The following is a 21630-nucleotide window of genomic DNA, read 5'->3' on the forward strand; positions in this document are numbered from 1 at the left end:
GCATGATCATCCTCGGCATCTCCGCCTTCTTCCACGACTCGGCGGCCGCGCTGCTCGTCGACGGACAGCTCGTGGCCGCGGCCGAGGAGGAGCGGTTCAGCCGGCGCAAGCACGACAACCGCTTCCCGGTCAACGCGATCCGGTTCTGCCTGGAGTCGGCCGGCCTCGGCGCGGGCGACCTCGACCACGTCGTCTTCTACGAGAAGCCGCGGCTCAAGGCCGAGCGGGCGGTGGCCACCATCCTCAGCGAGGTGCCGCACAGCTTCGGCCCGTTCGAGCGGTTCTTCACCCACGGCGGCGCCCGGCAGGCGGTCGGCGACCAGATCCGCGAGACGGTCGGCATACCCGCGTCCCGGGTGCTCTTCGTCGAACACCACCTGTCGCACGCCGCCTCGTCCTTCTTCGCCTGTCCGTTCGACGCCGCGGCCACCCTCACCATCGACGGCGTCGGCGAGTGGGCCACCACCAGCATCGGCGAGGGGCAGGCGGCCTGGGACGGCACCGGCGAGAACCGGCTCCGGCTGAAGGAGACGATGCACTTCCCGCACTCGCTCGGGATGCTCTACTCCGCCTTCACCGAGTTCCTCGGCTTCCAGGTCAACGAGGGCGAATACAAGGTGATGGGGCTGGCCGCCTACGGCCGGCCGCGCTACCGGGCCGAAATCGACCGGATCGCCCGCCAGTACGACGACGGCAGCCTCTGGCTCGACATGCGCTACTTCCGCTACCACCGCTCGGTCCGCAACGGCTTCCACCCCCGGCTCGCCGAGCTGCTCGGCATGCCGCCCTGCCCGCCCGGTGTCGAACTCGACCCGGCGGCCGAGGGCGCCGTCGGGGAGCGGGCCCGCCGCTACGCCGACGTCGCGGCCAGCGTGCAGCAGTTCACCGAGGACGCGGTGGTGGCGATGGCCCGGCGGGCGGTCGAGGTCACCGGCCACCGCCGGCTCTGCATGGCCGGCGGGGTCGCCCTCAACGGGGTGGCCAACTACCAGGTCCTGCGCCGGGCCGGGGTCGAGGAGTTGTACATCCCGCCCGCCCCCGGCGACTCCGGCGGCGCGCTCGGCGCGGCCCTGTACGCCCACCACGTCCTGCTCGGGCAGCCGCGCCGGTTCGTGATGCGGCACGCGTACTGGGGTGCCCAGGCCACCCCGGACGCGGTGACCCGGGCGCTCGACCGGGCCGGGCTGGCCTACACCACGCAGCCGGACCCGGCCGCGCTGGCCGCGACGGTCGCCGACATGCTCGCCGACGGCCTCGTCATCGGTTGGTTCCAGGGCCGCTTCGAGTGGGGGCCGCGGGCGCTGGGCAACCGCAGCATCCTGGCCGACCCGCGCGGCCCTGGCATCAAGGACCTGATCAACAAGAAGGTGAAGTTCCGCGAGCCGTTCCGCCCCTTCGCCCCGGCCATGCTGCACGACCGGGCGGCCGAATACGTCACCGGCGACGGCACCGACCAGTGGCCGACCCGGTTCATGCTCATGGTCATGCCGCTCGATGAGCGGTTCGCGGCCAGTGCCCCGGCCGTCGACCACTTCGGCACCGGCCGGATCCAGACCGTCGCACCCGAGACGAACCCGCTCTTCCACTCGGTCATCAGCGAACTGGGGCAGCGGACCGGCCTTGGCTGCGTGCTCAACACCTCGTTCAACCTGCGCGGCGAACCGATCGTCGCCACGCCCGAGGAGGCCATCTCCACCTTCGGGCGCAGTGAACTCGACGCATTGGTGATGGAGGACCGTGTCATTTCGCGATCTTGAGCGGGCGCACCGGAACAAGCGGTACGAACTCGTCCCGCAGTTCGAGCAGTACGACGCCAACGAACTGTTCCTCCGCCCGTACGTGACGTTCGTCAGCCGGCCCGGAATCGACAACCCGGTCTTCCGCACCGACCGGCTCGGCTACCGCCTGTCCGACTCCGGCCAGGGGCGGGTCGACTCCGACCGGTGGCGCGAACTCGACGGCGGGATCGTCCTCGGTGGGTCGTTCGTGTTCGGCGTCGGCGCCAGCGGCGACGGCACCACGCTGCCGTCGCGGCTGGCCCACCGCAGCGGCGTGCCCTACCTCAACCTCGGCATCTACGCCGGCAACTCGTTGCAGGAACTCGTCGCGGCCGTCCCCTTCCTGGCCGCCGCGCGGAGCGTCCTGATCTGCTCCGGGATCAACAACGTCTTCGCGTCGCTGCAGTCCCTGGGCCACAACGAGGTCTACGGGCCGCTGTTCTTCGAGGGAGCGCTCGCCACCCTGGGGCGTACCCCGATCGTCGACCTCGCCGCGGCCGTGGCCGAACCCGGTCGGGACATCCCCGACCAGCGGGCCGCCGACACCGCCGGCCAGGTGCTGCCCAGCACCGACATCGGCGACCATCTCGCCGCCCGCATGACTGCCGCGCTCGACCGGCAACTACGCGACCTGCGGATCATCGCCGGTGCGGCCCGCCCCGACGCGCGGGTGCTGTTCTGCCTCCAGCCGTTCGCCGACCCGGTGCTGCGTACCCCGACCCCGCCGGAACGGGAACTGTTCGACCTGGCCCGGGAACGGCAGGGCCCCTGGCTCACCGCCCGCGACTACGTGGCCGCCAACTGGGACGCGTACGCCGACCGGATGGCGGCCGGCTGCGCCGAACTCGGGGTCGAGTTCCTCGACCTGGCGGCCCGCCGGTTCACCGGCTGGTCGTTCTACGACCGTGTCCACATGACCGACCACGGCTACCAGCAGGCCGCCGACATCATCTGGGAGAGGTTGTGCTCGACAAGCTGATCCGTGCCGTCACCGGGGTGGTGCTGAGCCTGTCCCGGCGTAACCGCAAGCGGACCGACGACCGCCGCGAACCGCCCGACGAGAGCCGGGAGAACGTCTATCCACTGTGGTGAGCGACGCGATTCCGCCAGGCGGCCAGCAGCGCCGCCTCCCGTTCCGCCGTCAGCCACGGCTTGCGCTGGCCGGCCTCGGCGTCGAGCCGGTCGGGGGCGAGCGTGCCCAACCAGCGCCAGGTGTCCGCGACGGTCTCCTCGACCGGGCGGCAGTCGAGCAGCCCGGTCGCGAACGCCCGCGACGAGTCGACCTCGTAGCTGGCGGCCAGCCGGTCGCCCGCCGGTAGCCAGATCGGCAGCTCGCTCCACGCCCGTACCCCGTGGTCGAGGAGGAAGTCCTCGTCGACCCAGGTCAGCTCGGCGTCGCCGCCGGTGGTCGTACGGCAGGCGTCGAGCAGCCCGCGCATGGTCGTGTGACCCACCCCGGACAGCACGTTGTACGGCCCGGACAGCCCCCGCTCGCCGGCCGACAGCAGCCACGCCGCCAGGTCGCGGGAGTCGACGTACTGCAGCCCGCGGTCGGCCGGCCCCGGCGCCAGCACCTGCCCGCCCCGGGCCATCCGCAGCAGCCACCACGGCAGCCGGCCGACATACTCGTACGGCCCCAGGATCAGGCCGGTGCGGGCCAGCAGGCCACGTTCGCCGAAGGCGTCCAGGACGGCCCGCTCACCCCCGGCCTTCGCCATCGCGTACGCGTCGAAGTCGTCCCCGTCGACCGGCTGCGGGTACGGCACCAGCGGCGCGTCCTCGGCGAAGCCGGGGGAGGCCGGCCAGCGGTACACCGACAGGCTCGATACGTAGAGGTAGCGCCCGACCGACCCGGCCAGCAGTTCGGCGCTGGCGCGGACCGCGGCCGGATCGTCGCGCCAGGTGTCGACGACCAGGTCCCACCGTTCGCCGGCCAGCCGCCGCAGGTCGGCCGGGTCGGTCCGGTCGCCGGTCAGCGCCCGTACGCCGGCCGGTGGCCGGCCGCTGACGCCACGGCTCAGCACGGTCACGTCCCACGCCCGGGCCAGCGCCTCCTCCACCACCGCCCGGCCGACGAAGGCCGTACCGCCGAGCACGAGCAGCCGCATCGTCTTCTCCCGTCCGGTGCTAAGGCCGCCAGGCCCGGCACCACAACTCGACCGCGAGCAGGTTGTAGAGCGGCCAGTTCGGGCCGCGGACGAAGCCGCGCCCGGTGGCCACCAGGTCGGCGAGCGCCGACTCCGGGTCGACGAGCCCCCGCTCGGCGCACCGGCCGTCCATGATCAGTTCTCGCGCCACCGCCGCGTTGTGCCGCAGCGCCAACTGGTACATGCCGGCGTACGAGCCCTTCACGGCCGCGTCGGTCGCCGACTCCGGCAGCAGGCCGCGCACCGCCCGGCGCAGCGGCAGCCGGTCCCCGGTGTGGTCGACCAGCGCCGGCACCGGCGTACGCAGCGCGAACTCCACGACCGGCTGCGACAGCAGCGGATAGACGCTGGGCCGGTGCGGGTTGCGGTGCTCCCGGTCGACGGCGTCGCCCCAGTAGGCGGTGCCGAGGATCTGCCCGGCCCGGACGGCGGACAGCCCCGCCGCGCCCGCCGGCAGTTCGAGCGGCGTGCCCGGATCGGGCGGGGACAGCCAGGCCGGACGCGGGAAGTCGAAGTCGTTGCCGGTCAGCGCCGGCTCCCGGCGCCGTGCCCGGCGCAGCTCCCGGCCGGCCGCGGCGAGCAACTGCGGGAACGGGGTCAGGCCGTGCCGGCTCTCCCGCCAGGCCTCGACGAGCCCGAGCGGCCCCCGCCGTCGCAGATGGTCGGCGAGGTGGTCGCCACCGCCCTTGAGCACGAAGACCTGATCGCCGCCGCCACCACCGAGCGCTTCGGCCGCCGGGCCGGCCTGCTCGGCGAGCAGTTCGTTGAGCCGGGCCTCGGTGAACTGCAACTGCGGCGCGTCGGCCCGGGGCAGCGGACCCTTCGGCGGCGTGAGCGGCAGCAGGTCGGCGCCGTCGACCACCAGCAGTTCGCTGCCCAGCCGCTCGGTGACCGCTGCGGCGAGCGGGCGCTCGTCCAGCGACGCGCCGGCCGGGAAGTAGACGTACCTGGGCTGGAAGGTCTGGTCGCCGCGCAGGTCGGCGTGGACCGCCCAGGCGACCGCCGACGAGTCGAGCCCGCCGGAGAGGTCGAGGGCCACCACCGGCGCCGACCCGACCCAGGCCCGGGTGCAGGCCCGCAGCGTGTCCCGCAACGCGTCCGGATCCGGGTCGGCGCCGCCGCCCGCAGCCACCGTGGCGGCACTCCACAGCGGTTCCCGGCTCGTTTCCCGCCCGGTACGGCGCAGCAGCGTGCCCGGCGGCAGTTGCGACACCCCCTGCCACGCGGTCCGGGTGGTCGGCCCGGGGCCCTGCACCACGAACGTGCCGAGTCGGTCCCAGTCGAAGTCCGGGCGCTCGCCGAGGAGGTCGACCAGCAGCGCCATCCGGGTCGCGAACACCAGCCCGCCCGCGTACGGCACGTGGAAGCAGGGCAGGTGGCCGATCGGGTCGCGGGCCAGCAGCAGGGTGCCGTCGGGCCGGACGGCGGCGCCGGCGTAGCGGCCCCAGCGGCGCCGGGGCAGCTCCCCGTCGCCGGCCAGCCACTCCAGCGGGACCGGCTCGGCGCACCGCCGCGACAGGTCGCCGTCGCGCTCGAAGAGCCGGCCGACGAGCAGGCCACGTTGCGCCGTACCGGCGACGACGGGCACCGGCGCGTCGTCGCCGGGCAGCGGGTCACGCGCCGGAACGCCGGCCACCGGTGCGGACGGCGGTAGGCCGGCGACCAGCCAGCCGTCCCCCTCGACCGGCACCGATCCCGCCGTGCCGAGCAGTTCGCGCAGGCGGCGGGCGGGGCGCTGGTCGGGGTGCAGGTCGACGTATCCGGCGAGTTGCGTCACGCGGCCTCCCCCTCCGGTCCGACCACCAGGATCGGGGCCAGCGCCCCGGCCAGTTCCGGATCGTCGTCGAGCACCGTGCCCCGCAGTTCGACGAACGCCCGCGAGTGGAGGGGATGCTTCTGCACGCCGACGACGAGGCGGACCGGCAGCCCGACCCGCCAGGCGTGCCGGGCCAGCGCGGCGGGCGCGGCCATCGGGTGCTGGGGCCGGGACCAGAGCCGTCGTACGGCCAGGTGGGCGCGGACCAACCGGGCGGCCACCGGCAGGTCGTCGGGCCGCGCCGGACGCTCCGCCGGCCGGTCGGCGAGCAGGGCCGAAAGACCGTCCCGGCGCAGCTCGCGCTCGCATGTCAGCAGGTGCGACCGGGCGGCGAGCAGCAGCGGAAGGCCCGGCCGGGCGGCCGGTGCCGTCCGTGCCACGCCGGCCAGCGGCCGGGGAGCGTTGGTGGTCACCCCGCCGGGCCGGGCGGGGCGGGCGGGCGACCACGGCCCGGCGGCCGGTCCGCCGGTGAGCAGGCCGCGCCGGGCGAGCGCGGCGAGGACTTCGCCGTCGCGGGGGCCGGGCGCGGCCGGCGTGCCGAGCGTGGCCGAGACGACGGCGGACGCGTACGCGCCGAGGGCGACGAAGCGGTCGGTGCGCAGGTCGAGCGCGATCAGGTCCCCGTCGTAGTCGGCCCAGTGCACGCCGGGCGCGGACGACGCCGGTAGGGACCCGTCGTGGGGGTCGGGGGCGGAAGGTGTTCGGGCGGGTGCCGGGCCGACGGGGCACTCGACGAGGAGGAGCGGGCCGTCGAGTTCGAGATCGTCCTGCCGGAGTGGGCCGCTACCCACCGCGCCTCCCCGTCCGACGGTCGACAGCGATGCCGGATCGACCCGCAACGGTCGACTATCTGGCCTGGTCAGCCATTTGGCCTGGTCAGCCAGCCGATCACGCCACCGGGTCGATCAGATGATCAATTCCGTCAATGTCTACATTGAAACATCCGCCCGAGGGCGCGGCAAGGTCGCCAGGACCGGCTTTCACCGGTTGGCGGGCTCCAGCGGCCGGGTGTCCGACGTGCCGTCGTCCTCCGGCCGGGGCGCGGTGGCGGCGCCGTCCCGCGCGGCGACGGTGGCCGCCGCCAGCCGCGCCCGACGGGCCCGCAACACGATCCGTACGGACAGCACCAGCGCGGTCAGCCAGCCGGCCGCCAGCAGGACGTAGACGACCGGGCGGGCCGCCCCGGGCAGGTCGGCCGCGCCGACCAGGGTGCGCGAGTTGGTCAGCACGATGAGGCCGCCGACGGCCGCGCCGAGCAGTTGGGCCGGCACGATCCGCACCAGGTAGGCGGCGACCGGGGCGGCGATGAGCCCGCCGATCAGCAGCGCCAGGACCATCGGCAGCAGGAACCCGCCGGCGCCCAGGCCGATGAGGAAGCCGACGCTGGCGGCGACCGTGACCAGGAACTCGGCGGTGTCGACCGAGCCGATCACCTTGCGAGGTTCCATCCGGCCGGAGACCAGCAGGGCCGGGGTCGCGACCGGGCCCCAGCCACCGCCGCCGGTCGCGTCGACGAAGCCGGCGAACAGGCCGAGCGGGCCGAGGAACCGGCCGCGCAGCGGTCCGGCCGGGCGGCGGGCCGCCAGCGGTCGGGAGAAGCGGATCAGCAGGTAGGCGCCGAGCACGAAGAGGATGCCGGCCATCCACGGCTCGGCCGTCTTGGTGGAGATCGCGCTGAGGATCGTGGCCCCGGCGAAGGCGCCGACCGCGCCGGGGATCGCGATCCGGGACACCACCCGCCAGTCGACGTTGCCGAACCGCCAGTGGGCGACCCCGGAGGCGAGGTTGGTGCCGATCTCGGCGAGGTGCACCGACGCCGAGGCGGCGGCCGGGGTGACCCCGGCGACCAGCAGCAGGGACGTCGAGGTCAGGCCGTAGCCCATGCCGAGTGCGCCGTCGACGAGTTGCGCGACCAGCCCCACGAGGGCGAGGACCACCAGCTTGCGCACGATCGCCTCCGACTTTTCGGCAACTCCTATCGATTTGGTCGACAATGCGGTACGGGACGCGCCCACGTCAAGGGCTGATCGGCTGATGGGACGCCGGGGCCTTCCTGACGTGACGGTGTGTGGTGATCGTTAGTTGTTCCGCCGTTGTAGATACGGCGTGTCGTGCTGGTGGGCAGCAGATGATCACGAACGCCCTGGCGGTTGCCGAGGAAGGACCCAGGAGCGCTGCCCGGCCACGGTCAGGACAGCTCGAGGTACGCGATGCCGGGCATCGGCAGGTCGATCTCCACCGACACCGTCCCGTCCGCGTCGGCGGTCACCGTACGGGCCGGTTCGGCCTCGTCGAGGCGGTCCTCCGCGGCCAGGGCGAGCCACTGCTCGCCGGTCGGCCAGTCGGCACCACCACCGAGCGCCGCCCAGCGGGCCTCGATGTTGGCGTGCCACCCGTCGACCCGCCACACCCGTACGGTGTGCCGACCCGGCGCGACCCCGGTGAACCGTACGGTCACCAGCCGGTCGAGCCCGACCGCGCCGCGCAGCCTGGACTGGTCGAGGGTGCCGTTCCACACCAGCACCCCGGACTCGCCGGCCCACGCCTCGACCAGGCTGCCCGCCCCGTCGCCGGTCAGCGTCACCGGCCGCTCGACCTCCCCCAACCGCTCGGCCAGCTTGAGCGCCCAGAACTTCGGCTTGGCGAGGTTACCGACGGTGAGCAGGCCGAACCCGCCGTGCAACAGCCGCTCCGGCCGGCCCAGCTCCTCGAAGTGGTCGGAGGCGACCCAGGGCGCGAGCGCCGCCACCCGGCCGGCCGCCGAGCGCATGCCGCGCAGCAGGAACGTCGCCGCGAACACCGTGTCGTTGACCGGGTGGTGGTGGGTCGGGGTGACACCCCACTCGGTCCACAGCAGCGGCCGCCCGCCGGCCAGCGGCCGCAGGTCCAGCGGCGGGGTGCCGTACACGTGGGTGGAGAGGAAGTCGACCGGTGCGTCCACGGCGAGTTGCCCGTCGATCCAGCCGACCGCCGCCGAACCCGGACCGCCGACCGCGATCCCCGGGTCGACGTCCTTGACCGCACCGGCGGTCACCTCGTACAGCCGCCAGTACTCCTCGGGCGTCCCGGACCAGAACACCGACAGGTTCGCCTCGTTCCAGACCTCGAACGCCCAGTGGTCGCGGACCTCGTCCCGGCCGTACCGGTCGACCAGGTGGCTGACCAGGGACCGGACCAGGTCGGCCCAGCGGTCGAGATCCCCCGGCGGCGAGATGATCCCGGCGTACGCGAACACCGTCGGGGACGGGTCCCGGGCCAGTTCGCGGGGCATGAACCCGAGTTCGACCACCGGCCGGTAGCCGAGCGCCAGGACGGCGTCGTAGACCCGGTCGACGCCGCTGAAGTCGTACGCCCCGTCGCGGACGACTGCCAGGTCGTCGCAGAGGATGCCGTGCGCGCGTACGGTCGCCACGCCCAGCTCGTCGTGGACCCGGCGCAGCGCGTTCGACAGGTCGGTGCCGATCACCCGACCGCCGGTCAGGTCCTCGCTGAGCAGGTGACTGAGGTGCTCCGAGCCGACCATCGCCCGCCACACCCGGTCCAGCGGCGCCGAGCCGGTGCCGACCTCGACGATCACCCGGGCGTCGGCCGGCCCCGGCCCGACCCGGTCGGGGGCCGACAGTGGCCCGCTGGCGGCGACGGTGGCCAGCGCGGCGACGGCGTACCAGCCGCCCCGCCCGTCGGTGGTGTCGGCGAACGGGCCGTGCGGCACCGCGAGGACGTCGCCGCCGCCGAAGTCGACCACCTCGAAGGGGCCGTCGGCCGAGCCGGCGCGGTAGACGACGTAGCCGATGGCGTCCGGCACCGGGTCCCACGACACGGTGACCTGGTCGCGCCCGGCGACCGCCCGGACCCCGGTGGGTGCCGGCAGGTCGGCCTCGACCGTCTCGCCCGGTTCCCGGTCCTGGGCGCCACCGGCCCCCATCAGGGCCGACCAACTGGCCTGGGCGGAAGCCACGCTCACGACGCGGCCTTTCCGGTGAGCTGCGGCAACCGCTGCCCGGCCGGGACGTTGAACGTCTCCGCCGCCAGCAGCGGCCGGATGCGGCGTTCGAACTGCGGCGTCACGAAGGCCCGCTTGACCACGTCGCGGGCCAGGTGGTTGCCGAGCGCACCCATGATCATCGCCTGGTCCAGGGACAGGTGCCGCTTCGCGACCTGCCCGGTCCCGACGTTGACCGCGTCGTAGAAGCCGCCCGGGCCGTACGCGTCGAAGTCGCGCTGGAGCTTGGCCAGGTTGTCCACCACCGGCCGCTGCGCGTACGGCAGCGCCAGGAACGCCGCGTGCGGGGTCACCACGCCGTCGCCGTACTCCGGGTCGGGGCCGGCCGGGCGGCAGCCCTCGAACCCGGCGTCGTACTTCGTCGCCTGCGCGTCCGACGGGTAGCCGTCGGTGTCCATGCCCATCGCGTCGACCCCGTAGACGGCGTACCCGCCGGCCGGGTTCGACGCGGGTGAGAAGCCCCAGTAGCCGTACCCGGCGTCGTGCAGGCCGTGCTCGATCTGCGCGGCGACGGTCGCCGGATGGTTCCGGCCCCACGACCGCGGACCCCACTGCGCCTCGGGCACGAACAGGTCCGGCATCAGCGCCTCGAACATGTCCCCGCCCCAGCTCGGCACGAACGTGATGCCCCGGTAGCGGTACGACCCCTCGTAGACCTCACGGCCGAGGTGGGTGGTGGTGAAGCCCCGCGGCCGCATCTCCTGCCAGGCGTAGTCGCAGTTGTCGGGCAGCGTGCGCATCGTGTCGAAGTACGCCGTCGGCGGGATCTGCCCACTGCCGATGCCGAGGTAGGTGGCGATCCGCGGCTCGGTCACCGTGATGTCGTAGTGGTTGCAGGTGAACCAGACCCCGTTCTGCGGCACCGAGCAGCCGGGCGGCGCGGCGTCCCAGAACCCGCCCCGGATCAGCCCCCGGGGGCCGATCGGGGTGGCCGCCTCAGGGTTGAAATAGAAACCGAAGTCCATCTTCGACAGCACCCGGTCGGCCTTGCCCCGCAGCTCCGGCAGGGCGCCGCCGACCACCCGCAGTGCCGCCGCCAGCCAGCCGTTGTCCACACTCGACATGAACGGGTAGACCGGGTTGCCGTCGTCCGGCCAGACGGTGACCACCGAGCCGTCGCGCGGGTCGTACCAGTTGTAGAACATCCCGGACTCGTCGTGATGCTCCAGGGTGGCCAGCGTGTCCAGGGTCTTCGACACCCGGTCGCGGGCCTCGTTCCGGCTGATGATGCCCAGCTCGCGGGCGACCACCGCCGACCACATGTAGCCGCCGATGTTGGTCGGCGAGGTGTACGTCGACGGCGTACGCAGGTCGCCGCCGATGTTGTCGGCGACCAGCCCGGTGCCGGGGTCGGTCATGGCGACCATCGACCGCCAGGTGTCCTTCGCGTACGTACGCAGCGTCCGGTCGCCGGAGTCGGCGGCCCCGGCGGTTCCGCCGGCGGTCAGGACCAGGGTCACGGCCAGCAGGGGTACGAGCAGGCGTCTCACGGGCAGCTCCTGTCTATCCGGGTGGTGCTCACTTGAGTCCGGTGGTGGCGATCCCGCGCATGAAGTGCCGTTGCAGGACCAGGAAGACGACGAGGACTGGCAGCACGACCACGACCGCGCCGGCCAGCAGCAGGCCGAAGTCGGTGCGGTTCTGCCCGATGCTGTAGAGCGCGAGCGCGACCGGCAGCGTGTACTTGTCCTCGGTGGTGGCCACGACCAGCGGCCACAGGAAGTTGTTCCAGCTCGACAGGAACGTCAGGATGCCGAGCGTGGCCAGCGCCGGCCGGCACAGCGGCAGCACGACCTGCCAGAAGATCCGCCACTCGCCGGCGCCGTCGACCCGGGCCGCCTCGATGAGGTCGTCCGGAATGGACAGCAGGAACTGCCGCATCAGGAAGACCCCGAACGGCCCGGCCAGGTACGGCAGGATCAGACCGGCGTACGAGTTGGCCAGCCCCAGGTTGCTGACCAGCACGAACTGCGGCACGAACAGCACCATGCCGGGCACCATCAGCATGCCGAGCACGATCAGCAGCAGCGCCTTGCGGCCCGGGAAGTTCAGCTTCGCCAGCGCGTACCCGAGCAGCGAGCAGAACACCAGGTTGCCGGCGGTGACCAGCACCGCCACCAGGGTCGAGTTGAAGAAATAGGTGGGGAAGTCGAGCCGGGTGAACAGGTCCTGGAAGTTCGCCAGCGTCCACGTCTCCGGCAGCCAGGTCGGCGGCACCGCCCGGATCTCCGCCTCCGGCTTCACCGCCGCCAGCGCCATCCAGACGAACGGCCCGACCACGAAGAGCAGACCCACCACGAGTACGGCGTACAGCGAGATCCGGGCCGTCCGGTCCCGGCCGCGCAGCTGAGCGCTCGTCATCGTCAGTCCCTCTCGCCGAGCAGCCGGAACTGCAGCACCGACAGCGCCACGATCGCGACGAACAGCACGTAGCTGGCCGCCGCCGCGTAGCCGTAGTTGCCGAACCCGAACTGGTTGTAGATGTGGTAGGAGACCGACAGGGTCGACGACAGCGGCCCGCCCTGCGTCATCACGAACGGCTCCTCGAACACCTGGAGGAACCCGATGCCGGTGACGACCGCGCCGAACAGCAGCGTCGGGCGCAGCAGCGGCATGGTGACGTTGCGGAACTGCTGCCACCGGCCGGCGCCGTCCAGCGTCGCCGCCTCGTACAGGTGCTGCGGGATGCCCTGCAAGCCGGCGAGGAAGATCACCATCAGGAACCCGAAGTTGCGCCAGGCCGCCATCACGATCAGCGACGGCAGGGCCGTGCTGGTGTCGCCGAGCCAGGCCGGCCCGTCGACCCCGACCAGCCGCAGCAGGTTGTTCACCAGGCCGGCCTCCGGGTCGAGCAGGAACCGCCAGACCACGGCGATGGCGACGATGCTGGTCACCACGGGCAGGTAGAAGCCGACCCGGAAGAGCGCCCGGAACCGGATCAGTCCCGAGTTCAGCGCGCTGGCCGCGGCGAGTGCCAGCACCATCGTCAGTGGCACCCCGACCACCACGAAGACCAGCGTGTTCACCGCGGACCGGACGAACAGTTCGTCACCGAAGAGCCGGGCGTAGTTGTCCAGGCCGACGAAGTTGACCGCGAGCGGGTTCCGCAGATCGGTGGAGCGCAGGTCGGTCACGCTCATCGCCAGCGACGCGACGACCGGCAACGCCATGAAGACGAGGAACAGCGCGGTGAACGGGGTGGCGAACGCCCAGCCGGTGACCGCCCGCCGCCACCTCGGCGGGCGTTTCGCCGGGCGGTCGCCCACCTTCCGCGGCGCCGCCGCCGCGGACTTGACGTCGACGGCGGTCATCTCAGTTTCCGGTGCCGATCGAGGCCGCGCGGTCCTGGACCGTACGGGCCACCGTCGCCGGGTCCTCGCCGGACTTGGCCAGCTTCTCCACCTCGATGTCGAACGCCGCCGCGACCTGCTCCCAGGTCGGGAACGTCGGCGGCGCCTTGGCGTCGGCGAGCTGGTCGCCGAACACCTTCAGGTTGGCGTCGCCGGAGAGGCTGTCGTCCTGCCACGCGGCCCGCACCGCCGGCAGCGCGGCGGAGTCGGCGTACCACTGCACCTGGATCTCGGGGCGGCTCAGCCACTCGATGAACTTCCACGCGCCGTCGCGGTTCTTCGCGTCCTTGAACACCGCCAGGTTGCTGCCGCCGATGAACGACGTGGCGCTCTTCTTCGCCGGCATCGGCACCACCGCGAACTTGTCGGCGAAGTCCGGCCCGCCCTGCTCGTTGAGCAGCCCGACGTGCCACGGCCCGGAGACGAACGCGCCGATCTCACCGCGTACGAACGCCGGTTCGAGCGCCCCTTCGGCCAGCTCGGTCGGGGCGAGCCGCTCGGTGAAGTACGACTGGAAGTAGGCAAGGGCCTCGGTCATCTCCGGCGAGTCGAACGTGTAGCCGTTGTCGTCGGCGATGTTCGCGCCGTTCGACCAGGCGAACGGGAGCACGGTCTGCCAGCTCCCGGTCTTGCCGGGCTGCAGGTTGATGCCCCACTGCGCCCCGCTGGCCTGGATGGCCTTGGCCATCGCCTTCAGCTCGTCCCAGTTCGTGGGGCCGGTCGGGAAGCCGGCGGCCGCGGCGAGGTCCTTGCGGTAGTAGAGGACCCGGGTCTCGACGTACCACGGCACCCCGTAGGCGGTGTCGTTCACCACGGTGGTGTCCCAGGCGCCGGGGAAGAACGCGTCCGGTGCGATCAGGTCGGTCGGGGTCGGGTCGAGCGCGCCGGTCCCGGCGAACTCGCCCTGCCAGGTGGTGCCGATCATCGACAGGTCCGGGGTCTGCTTCGCCGCGATCGCGCTGGCGATCTTCTGGTGTGCCGCGTCCCACGGGACCGGGGTGACGTTCACCCGGGCATCCGGGTTCTCCGCCATGAACCGCTGCGCGAAGGCACCGAGCTTCTCGCCCTCCGTACCCATCGCCCACACGGTGATCTCGCCGGTCGCCGGGCCGTCCGCGACCGACCGGGCCTCGTCGTCGCCGCCGGCCGAATCACGACCGCAACCGGCGGTCAGGGCGACGGCCAGCGCCACCGCGACGGCCGTCACGGCGCTGTACTTCCTGGTCATTTATGAACCTCCGATGGGTGTGTGCCGCAGCTACGCCGGACGACGAGCCGGGTGGGAAGGACGCGCCGGCGGGCCGCGCTCGTACGGCCGTCGGTCCGCGCGGTGCGTTCGCCGATCCGCCGGTGCAGCCAGCGGGCGGCGACCGCGCCCAGCTCCCGCATCGGCTGCGCGACGGTGGTCAGGTGCGCGAACCGGGCCGCCATCAGGTCGTCCCAGCCGGTCACCGCCACGTCGCCGGGGATGTGGATCCGCCGCTGCTCGGCGGCGAGATGGACGCCGAGCGCGATCTCGTCGTTGGCGCAGATCACCGCGTCGGGCGGGTGGGCCAGCAGGTCGCGGGCCGCCCGTTCGCCGCTGTCGAGGTCGAGGCCGCACGGTACGGGCGGGGGCGGCACCAGGCCGCGCGTCCGCAGTGCGGCGGCGAGCCCGGCGTAGCGCCCCGCCACGTCAGGGGAGCCGGCCGGGTCGCCGAGGAACGCGAACCGGCGGTGGCCGTGCCCGAGCAGGTGCTCGGTGAGCTGGCCGGCGGTCCGCTGGTTGCGGGTCGAGATGGTGTCGACCCCGGCGACCGGGGCGCGGGCGAGCAGCACCAGGGGCAGCCCGGTCGCGGCGATGTCGCGTACGACGTCGTCACCGACGGTCTGCCCCATGATCGCCAGCCCGTCGACCCGGCCGGCGAGTTCCTGTACGGCGGCGGCCGCGTCGGCGCGCCCGTGGGTGGCCAGGATCAGCACGCTGCTGCCGACGGCCGCGGCGGCCTCCTCGTAGCCGAGGACGACCTCGGCGTAGTAGGGGCCGACCAGGTCGGGGAAGACGATGCCGTTGGCCGCGTGGCGGCCCTCGGCCAGCGCGCGGCCGGACCGGTTCGGGGTGAAGCGCAGTTCGGCGGCGGCTGCCTTGACCTTCGCCCGGGTGTCGGCGGTGACCAGGTCGGAGTCCCGCAGCGCGCGGGAGACGGTGGCGATGGACACGCCGGCCCGCTGCGCCACCTCGTAGATGGTCGACGCCTTCCCTTTTGAAAGCGCTTTCATCTTCACGGGCGATTCGTTAACCGCCCCGAAACATCGTGAAACTCATTGGAAACACAACATTCACGATGCGGCACTTCTGACTATTTACATGTTTCGCTCGCGTCGGTCAGCTGGCTGTCCCGCGATCACCGGATGCCGGTCGGCCCACGGCCGGGCCTGCTCCAGCACACTGCCGAGCCGGATCAGCAGGTCCTCCCGGCCGTACGCGGCCACGAACTGCACCCCGATCGGCAGCCCGTCGGCCGACCAGTGCAGCGGCAGCGACATCGCCGGCTGCCCGGTCGCGTTGAACGGCGACGTGAAGCTGACGTACTCGCCGGACCGCATGAACCCGGCCAGCGGCTGGCCGGGGACCGGCCGCAGCTCGCCGAGCTTCGCCGGGGGCCTCGGCAGGGTCGGGGTGAGCAGCAGGTCGTACCCGGGTTTGCGCCCGCCGTCGGTGCCGTCCCCGTCGTGGTTCCACCAGGCGGCCACCCGGCGGCACCAGGCGTGCAGCGCGTACAGCCCTTCGAGATAGGCGACGGCGGACACGTCCTTGCCGTACATGCCGAGCGCCCAGTTGTCCTGGTCGAGGTCGGCCGGGGTGAGTTCGCGGCCGATCGCCCTGCCCCAGCGCACGATGTCGAGGTACTGGAACACCGGCATCAGCACCTGCGCCTCCGGTGCCGGCGCGTCGAGCGCCGCCGGCCGGGCGATCTCCACGATGTGGCCCAGTTCCTCCAGCAGCGCGGCCGTCGACCGGACCGCCGCCACCACCTCCGGGTCGAGGGCGACCGCCGGATGGTCGACCTGGATGCCGATCCTCAACCGGCCGACGGGCGCGCCGACCTCCCGCACGTAGGGCCGCTTCGGCGTCGGCGCCGTGTACGGGTCACCGGGCGCCATCCCGCCCACCGCGTCGAGGATGCCGGCGATGTCGCGTACCGAGCGGGTGATGGCCGACTCGTGGGTCAGGCCGGCCCACGCCTCGCCGAGTTCCGGGCCGAGGGACACCCGGGCCCGGGTCGGCTTCAGCCCGACGAGGCCGTTCGCGCTGGCCGGGATCCGTACCGAACCGCCGCCGTCGTTGGCGTGCGCCGCCGGCACCATCCCGGTCGCGACGGCCACCGCCGACCCGCCGCTTGAGCCGCCGGACGAGCGGCTCAGGTCCCACGGGTTGCGGGTCGGGCCGTACGAGTCGGGCTCCGTCGTCGTCCACGCGCCGATCTCCGGAGTGTTCGTACGCCCCACCAGCACGAAGCCGGCGGCCCGCAGCTTCGACACCATCCACGTGTCGGCCGACGCCCGCCAGTCCAGGTCCTTCAGGAACCGGGTGCCGTAGTGGTAGGGGTCGCCCGCGCTCTGCTGGAACAGGTCCTTGACGGCGAAGGGCACCCCGCCGAACGGCCCGGTCGGCGCGCCCGCGGCAACCGCCCGCGCCTTCTCGAAGCTGGTGTGGATGAACGCGTTGACCTCGGGGTTCAGCTTCTCGATCCGCGCGATCGAGTGCTCGACGAGTTCGGTCGCGCTGATCTCACCGGAGCGGACCAGCTCGGCCTGCCCGGTCGCGTCGAGCCAAAAGATCTCTTCCATCGCGTCCTCCCGCCGCGGCCCGGCACCGCCGGGCCGATCTCCGCCGGCGGCCGGTCCGGTGTCGCCGTCCGCCGCGCCGCTTCTCGCAGCCTCGTCCCGGGCCGACCGGGCGACAACGGGGCGCCGGCGGATCGGCAGGACTGCCTAGGTAGTACCGCCGGCACCGGTGGCCGCCCTCGTAGGCTGGCTGTCGATGACCGGCACGCCCCATCCACGGCCGGTGCTCGAACGGCGGCTGGAGGCCGCCGCCTGGCAGCACCGGGCCACCGTCGTGCGCGCACCCGCCGGCTGGGGCAAGACGTTCGGACTCGACGCCTGGGCCGCCTCGTCGCCACGGCGCGACCGGATCGCCCGCGCCGAACTCGACCCGCCGTGCGCCGACCCGGTCATGTTCTGGACCCGGGTGGCCGAGGCACTGGCGCGGGCCGACGACCGCTTCGCCCACCTGCCCCCACCACCGGCAGGGACGGACGACCGTCAAGTGTGGATCGCCGAACTCCTCGCCACCGGCCGAAGCGCGGCGGCCGACCTCGTGCTGGCCATCGACAGCTTCGAGCGGGCCGACACCGCGACCGTCGGCGCCGAACTCGGGCAGTTCCTGCACGGCCGTACCAGGATCCGGCTCCTCCTCGCCGGCCGTACCCGCCCCCGCCTCGCCCTCGCGCGGCTGCGGGCGGCCGGCGCCCTGGCCGAGATCGGCACCGGCGACCTCGCCCTCACCGCCGACGAGGCCCGATCCCTCCTCGGCGGCCCGGCCGGACCCGAGTACGAGGACACGATCCGCCGGGCGGAGGGCTGGCCGATCGCCCTGCGGATCGCCGCCGAACACCCGCGCGAACGGCTCCGCGGCGACCACCACCACCTGTACGACTACGTCGTCGAGGAAGTGCTCGACCCGCTGCCGCCCGACGTCCGCCGCTTCCTGCTCGACACCGCCGTGCTCGACTGGCTGAGCGGCCCGCTCTGCGACGCCGTCACCGGCGGTACCGACGGCGCCGGGCAGCTCGCCCGGCTCGACCGCGAGGGCGTCTTCGTCGTACCGCTCGACCGGCGACGGGTGTGGTTCCGCTACCACCCGCTGTTCCGGGAGGCACTGCACCGGGCCGCGGCCCTCGAAGGCGCCGACTCCGTACGCGGCCACCGCCGCGCCGCCCGCTGGTTCGTCGGCCACGGCATGCCGGACCGCGCTGTCGCACACCTGCTCACGGCCGGCGACGAGGCCGACGCCGGCGAGCTGATCGCCGCCACGTACTGGCGGATGCTCGACGTCGGCCACACCGCGACCGTGCTCGACTGGATCGACCGGCTGCCGCCGCGCCACCTGCACGCCGACGCCCGGCTGCTGCTCGCCCACGCGTCGGCGAGCCTCTTCGCCGGTCGTACCGGTGACGTGCACCTCGCTCTCGCCCGCGCCGAGGCAGCGCCGGCCCGGCCGGGCGAGCTGCCCGACGGCCTGCCGTCGGTCGACGCCGGCATCGCGCTGGGCCGGGCCACCCTCAGCGCCCTGCGCGGTGACGTCGGCGAGGCGACGCGGTGGGCGCGGCGGGCGCGGGCGATGCACGGGCCGGAACACTTCACCCAGCGGGCGAACTGCGACATCATCCTCGCCGGATCGGCCTACTACGCCGGCACCGACGACGACGTCGAGTTCCGGCTGGCGGAGATCGTGGAATCGGCCACCCCGATGCGGAACACCGTCGCCGAGGTCGCCGGCCGGGCGATGCTGGCCCGGGTCCGGGCCGACCGCGCCGACCTCGACGCGGCCCGGGAACAGCTCGCCCGGGCCGCCGCCCTCGTCGGGTCCCGCCAGGCCACCGCGCCGTTCGCGGCCCGCGTACTCGCCCTCTGCCGGGCCGTGGTCGACCACCGCGGTGGTGCCGTGGACGCCGCCGCCGCGGGCTATACCGAGGCCCGTGACCTCTCGATCGCCGCCGCCGACCGGATCACCGCCCCGGACGCCGTTCTCGGTCTCGCCGAACTGGCGCTCGACGGTGGCCGCGCCGAGGACGCCCGGCGCCGGCTGGACGAGGCCGCGCTCCTCCTCGCCGAGTGCGACGACCCCGGGCACCGCCTGCGAACCCGCCGGGCGACGCTGGAAGCCCGCCGCGCGGACCGGGTCGCCGCCGACCCCACCGCCGGTGGGCTGCTCACCGTACGCCAGGGGACGATCCTCCAGGCGGTCGCCCGTGGCCTCTCCGACGCGGCCATCGCCCGGGAACTGGGAGTCAGCCCGCGTACCGTGCACGCCCACCTCCGGGCGGTCAACGCCCGGCTGAATGTCCACTCGCGGTCCGACGCCGTACGCGCCTACCGCGCGGCCGGCGGCCCCGCCTGAGCCGGCGCTACCCTGCGATGGTGGATGACGGCGACGGCGGACGGGTGGCGGCGTCCCTCGCCGACCGGCTCGACCAACTGTCCTTCGTGGACCAGACGGCCGACGGGGTGACCGCCCGGGTCATCGAGGCGGTCGCCGACTGGGCGAGCGGTCAGGGCTGGCGGGTCTACCGCCGGGCACGCAGCGTGATGCCGCTGCCGGGACCGATGTCCGGGCGGCACTCGATCGTCGACGTGGCGTGCGCCCGGCCCGACGCGCCACCGGTGGTGATCGAGGTGGACCGCACCGACCGGGCCCGTACGGCCGAGAAGCTGGTGGCCGAGGCGGCCGCCGGCCGGATCGCGATCTGGGTCCGGTGGGGCACCGGACCGTTCGGCGCACCACCAACCCCGGTGCACCTGGTGACCTGTGCGGTTACGCACCGCAACGGCCCGGTCGGGCAGGGGCGGCTCTACACCCGCCGGCCGGACACCGACCGGCCGCCGCCGGCACACTCCGGCAGCCCCGGCACCGCCGACGTGGTCGCGCTGCCGATCCCGGACACCGACCCCGAGACGTCCTGAGCCACCGGCACACTGCCCGGCGTCACGACGTCACCGCCTCCAGATAGACCCACTGCCCGTCCTCGCGGACGAAACGGCTGCGCTCGTGCAGCATGCCCGGACGTCCCGACTCCCGGTAGTGGGCGCGGAACTCCACGCCACCGGCGGTGTCGAACAGGCCGCCCCGGTCGGTGGCCAGGATCTCCAGCCTGGTCCACCGCTGTGCGGGGTCGAGGGTCAGCCGGGCCGGCCGGGTGGTCGGGTGCCAGGTCCGCAGCAGATAGGCGGTGTCGCCGACGGCGAAGGCGCTGAACCGCGACCGCATCAACTGCTCGGCCGTCGCGGCGGTCGTCTCCCGCCGGTGCAGCCGGCCACAGCAGTCGCCGTACGCCTGACCCGAGCCGCACGGACAGGTCAGGTTCGGCTCGTAGCCCGCCGCCCGGCGGGTGCCCCGTCTCGCCACCGGGCCATTGTGCCGTGTTTCCGGCCAGCCACATCCGCGGCGGTGAGAGCGCGCACAGGAGGCACGCCGTGCCTCGCGCCGTGCCGTGCGCCGATCAAGGAGAAGTCGTCCCCAAACGTGCCCGGTTTGCCGTGGATATCCCCTCGATCGGCGCGTCGCATGTCCGCTGCGGGCACCGCCAGGCGGGGTGCGCCGCATGATCGCGTTGATCGAGGAGAAAGCGTGGCAATTCCTGCCTGTTTTGCGGCGAATATCACCTTGTTCAACGCGCCCCGCCGTGCCCCGCCGCGCCCCGCCGTGCCCCGCCGTGCCGTGCCGCGGCGGGATGGGGCGCGCGCGGTGCGGCCCGGGTGGGAGGTCAGGCGGCGCGGCGTAGCCGGCCGAGCATGCCGTTGAGGTCCTGTACGAACAGTTCGTGGCGGAAGTAGTGCCCGCCGGGAACCTCGCGCCACTCGTGCGGAATCCCGGCCCGGCCGAGTGCGGCGCGGAACTCGCGCTGACCGGCCAGCACCTGGTTCTCGTTGATCGTGTCGAACCAGTTGACCGGGTCGGGCGAGGTGCCGGCGGCGAGGAAGATCCGCTTGTTGTGGTAGCTGCCGATGCGCTGCACCGGGTTGTCGGCGTTGACCCGTGCCTCGTCCCAGAACGGGGCACCGTAGACGGTGCCGCCGCCGAGATCCATCGCGGCCGACGTGATGTTGGCCCAGTGCACCACCAGGCCGAGGTCGCGGCGCAGGCTGGCGGGGCCGGAGTGGGAGCTCACCGAGCAGAAGTGGCCGTAGTACTTTGCCGCGTACTTGAGGGCGCCGAACCCGCCCATCGAGAAGCCGGCGACGGCGCGGCCGTTGTATTCGGCGAAGGTGCGGAAGTTCGAGTCGATCCAGGGCAGCAGTTGCGCGATGTGGAAGGTCTCCCAGTTGCGGGGGCCCGTGTTGGAGCTGACCGGGTTGGAGTACCAGCCGGTCGAGGCGTCCGGCATGACGACGATGATCTCCCGGCCGGCGGTCAGGTTGATGATGTTGTCCTGCATGTGGAAGGTGCGGAAGTCCGCGTTTCCGCCGTGCAGCAGGTAGAGCACGGGGTACCGCTTGCCGCTGGTGTGGTAGCCGTCCGGCAGCAGGACGTTCACCGCCGGGTCCCATGCGATCGCGTCGGTGGCGAAGCGGTAGTACTGCAGGCGGCCGCCGTTCTCGTTGCGGTCGACGATGTGTAGCCCGTGTCCGTTGCCGGCGGCGTGCACCGGGGTCGGGGCGGTGAGGGCGCCGGTGAATGCTCCGGCGGTGGCGACTCCGGCGACACCGGTCAGGAGTCGTCGGCGGCTGACGGGGTGATGGACGGCGGGGTTTCGGTCCATGGGGCTCTCCT

The 21630-nt window shown here is 73.2% G+C and carries 18 protein-coding genes; 5 read left to right on the forward strand and 13 right to left on the reverse strand.

The window, feature by feature from the left end:
* Positions 1-2 precede the first annotated feature (2 nt).
* Genes AB0M79_RS21520 through AB0M79_RS21530 form a run of 3 tightly spaced genes read left to right on the forward strand, consistent with a single transcriptional unit; the run spans position 3 to position 2870 of the window.
* Complete coding sequence (locus tag AB0M79_RS21520; RefSeq protein WP_364216393.1) at positions 3-1757, forward strand: carbamoyltransferase N-terminal domain-containing protein; 1755 nt, start codon at positions 3-5, stop codon at positions 1755-1757.
* Positions 1738-2757, forward strand: coding sequence for an SGNH/GDSL hydrolase family protein (locus AB0M79_RS21525; RefSeq protein WP_364216396.1), 1020 nt, complete (start codon positions 1738-1740; stop codon positions 2755-2757). Before AB0M79_RS21520 ends, AB0M79_RS21525 begins: the two co-directional genes overlap by 20 nt.
* On the forward strand, positions 2742-2870 hold the full coding sequence (locus AB0M79_RS21530) for a hypothetical protein (RefSeq protein WP_357538766.1): 129 nt from the start codon (positions 2742-2744) through the stop codon (positions 2868-2870). The genes AB0M79_RS21525 and AB0M79_RS21530 overlap by 16 nt, the downstream gene beginning before the upstream one ends.
* Here AB0M79_RS21530 and AB0M79_RS21535 read toward each other — a convergent pair.
* From AB0M79_RS21535 to AB0M79_RS21585, 11 genes are all read right to left on the reverse strand, one after another.
* Positions 2855-3886 (reverse strand): NAD-dependent epimerase/dehydratase family protein, encoded by a 1032-nt coding sequence (locus tag AB0M79_RS21535; protein WP_364216399.1) that lies wholly within the window; start codon positions 3884-3886, stop codon positions 2855-2857. The genes AB0M79_RS21530 and AB0M79_RS21535 overlap by 16 nt on opposite strands.
* 19 nt (positions 3887-3905) lie before the next feature.
* Positions 3906-5702 (reverse strand): asparagine synthase-related protein, encoded by a 1797-nt coding sequence (locus tag AB0M79_RS21540; RefSeq protein ID WP_364216402.1) that lies wholly within the window; start codon positions 5700-5702, stop codon positions 3906-3908.
* Positions 5699-6532, reverse strand: coding sequence for a lasso peptide biosynthesis protein (locus AB0M79_RS21545; protein WP_364216405.1), 834 nt, complete (start codon positions 6530-6532; stop codon positions 5699-5701). Before AB0M79_RS21545 ends, AB0M79_RS21540 begins: the two co-directional genes overlap by 4 nt.
* Positions 6533-6721: 189 nt before the next feature.
* Positions 6722-7690 (reverse strand): sulfite exporter TauE/SafE family protein, encoded by a 969-nt coding sequence (locus tag AB0M79_RS21550; protein WP_364216408.1) that lies wholly within the window; start codon positions 7688-7690, stop codon positions 6722-6724.
* Between the two features lie 239 nt (positions 7691-7929).
* Positions 7930-9705, reverse strand: coding sequence for a xylan 1,4-beta-xylosidase (locus tag AB0M79_RS21555; RefSeq protein WP_364216411.1), 1776 nt, complete (start codon positions 9703-9705; stop codon positions 7930-7932).
* Positions 9702-11234, reverse strand: a complete 1533-nt coding sequence (locus AB0M79_RS21560; RefSeq protein ID WP_364216414.1) for a glucoamylase family protein — start codon at positions 11232-11234, stop codon at positions 9702-9704. Before AB0M79_RS21560 ends, AB0M79_RS21555 begins: the two co-directional genes overlap by 4 nt.
* Positions 11235-11262: 28 nt before the next feature.
* Positions 11263-12105: a carbohydrate ABC transporter permease gene (locus tag AB0M79_RS21565; protein ID WP_364216417.1), complete on the reverse strand. Its 843-nt coding sequence runs from the start codon at positions 12103-12105 to the stop codon at positions 11263-11265.
* A gap of 2 nt (positions 12106-12107) precedes the next feature.
* Positions 12108-13055 (reverse strand): sugar ABC transporter permease, encoded by a 948-nt coding sequence (locus AB0M79_RS21570; RefSeq protein ID WP_364216420.1) that lies wholly within the window; start codon positions 13053-13055, stop codon positions 12108-12110.
* A 1-nt stretch (position 13056) separates the two neighbouring features.
* Positions 13057-14322, reverse strand: a complete 1266-nt coding sequence (locus tag AB0M79_RS21575) for a sugar ABC transporter substrate-binding protein (protein ID WP_364216423.1) — start codon at positions 14320-14322, stop codon at positions 13057-13059.
* On the reverse strand, positions 14319-15353 hold the full coding sequence (locus tag AB0M79_RS21580) for a LacI family DNA-binding transcriptional regulator (RefSeq protein WP_364216735.1): 1035 nt from the start codon (positions 15351-15353) through the stop codon (positions 14319-14321). Before AB0M79_RS21580 ends, AB0M79_RS21575 begins: the two co-directional genes overlap by 4 nt.
* An 84-nt stretch (positions 15354-15437) precedes the next feature.
* On the reverse strand, positions 15438-16925 hold the full coding sequence (locus tag AB0M79_RS21585) for an amidase (RefSeq protein WP_364216426.1): 1488 nt from the start codon (positions 16923-16925) through the stop codon (positions 15438-15440).
* A gap of 166 nt (positions 16926-17091) precedes the next feature.
* On the opposite strand from AB0M79_RS21585, the gene AB0M79_RS21590 reads away from it, so the two are divergent.
* Together AB0M79_RS21590 and AB0M79_RS21595 are read left to right on the forward strand one after the other, a co-directional pair.
* Complete coding sequence (locus AB0M79_RS21590) at positions 17092-19260, forward strand: LuxR C-terminal-related transcriptional regulator (protein ID WP_364216429.1); 2169 nt, start codon at positions 17092-17094, stop codon at positions 19258-19260.
* 20 nt (positions 19261-19280) lie between these two features.
* The gene (locus AB0M79_RS21595; protein WP_364216432.1) at positions 19281-19823 is read left to right on the forward strand and encodes a hypothetical protein; all 543 of its coding nucleotides are present in this window, start codon (positions 19281-19283) and stop codon (positions 19821-19823) included.
* Between the two features lie 22 nt (positions 19824-19845).
* Here the strand turns inward: AB0M79_RS21595 and AB0M79_RS21600 are convergent, their stop codons facing one another.
* Together AB0M79_RS21600 and AB0M79_RS21605 are read right to left on the reverse strand one after the other, a co-directional pair.
* Positions 19846-20265: a YchJ family protein gene (locus AB0M79_RS21600; RefSeq protein ID WP_364216435.1), complete on the reverse strand. Its 420-nt coding sequence runs from the start codon at positions 20263-20265 to the stop codon at positions 19846-19848.
* Between the two features lie 358 nt (positions 20266-20623).
* Positions 20624-21619: an alpha/beta hydrolase-fold protein gene (locus tag AB0M79_RS21605; protein WP_364216438.1), complete on the reverse strand. Its 996-nt coding sequence runs from the start codon at positions 21617-21619 to the stop codon at positions 20624-20626.
* Positions 21620-21630 lie beyond the last annotated feature (11 nt).

The sequence above is a fragment of the Polymorphospora sp. NPDC051019 genome (assembly GCF_040683055.1).
Taxonomy (GTDB): domain Bacteria; phylum Actinomycetota; class Actinomycetes; order Mycobacteriales; family Micromonosporaceae; genus Polymorphospora; species Polymorphospora lycopeni.

Coding starts and splice junctions, on each gene's coding strand:
- AB0M79_RS21535 (WP_364216399.1), bottom strand. CDS start 3,886: ATGCGGCTGCTCGTGCTCGGCGGTACGGCCTTCGTCGGCCGGGCGGTG.
- AB0M79_RS21570 (WP_364216420.1), bottom strand. CDS start 13,055: ATGACCGCCGTCGACGTCAAGTCCGCGGCGGCGGCGCCGCGGAAGGTG.
- AB0M79_RS21520 (WP_364216393.1), top strand. CDS start 3: ATGATCATCCTCGGCATCTCCGCCTTCTTCCACGACTCGGCGGCCGCG.
- AB0M79_RS21575 (WP_364216423.1), bottom strand. CDS start 14,322: ATGACCAGGAAGTACAGCGCCGTGACGGCCGTCGCGGTGGCGCTGGCC.
- AB0M79_RS21605 (WP_364216438.1), bottom strand. CDS start 21,619: ATGGACCGAAACCCCGCCGTCCATCACCCCGTCAGCCGCCGACGACTC.
- AB0M79_RS21580 (WP_364216735.1), bottom strand. CDS start 15,353: ATGAAAGCGCTTTCAAAAGGGAAGGCGTCGACCATCTACGAGGTGGCG.
- AB0M79_RS21585 (WP_364216426.1), bottom strand. CDS start 16,925: ATGGAAGAGATCTTTTGGCTCGACGCGACCGGGCAGGCCGAGCTGGTC.
- AB0M79_RS21565 (WP_364216417.1), bottom strand. CDS start 12,105: ATGACGAGCGCTCAGCTGCGCGGCCGGGACCGGACGGCCCGGATCTCG.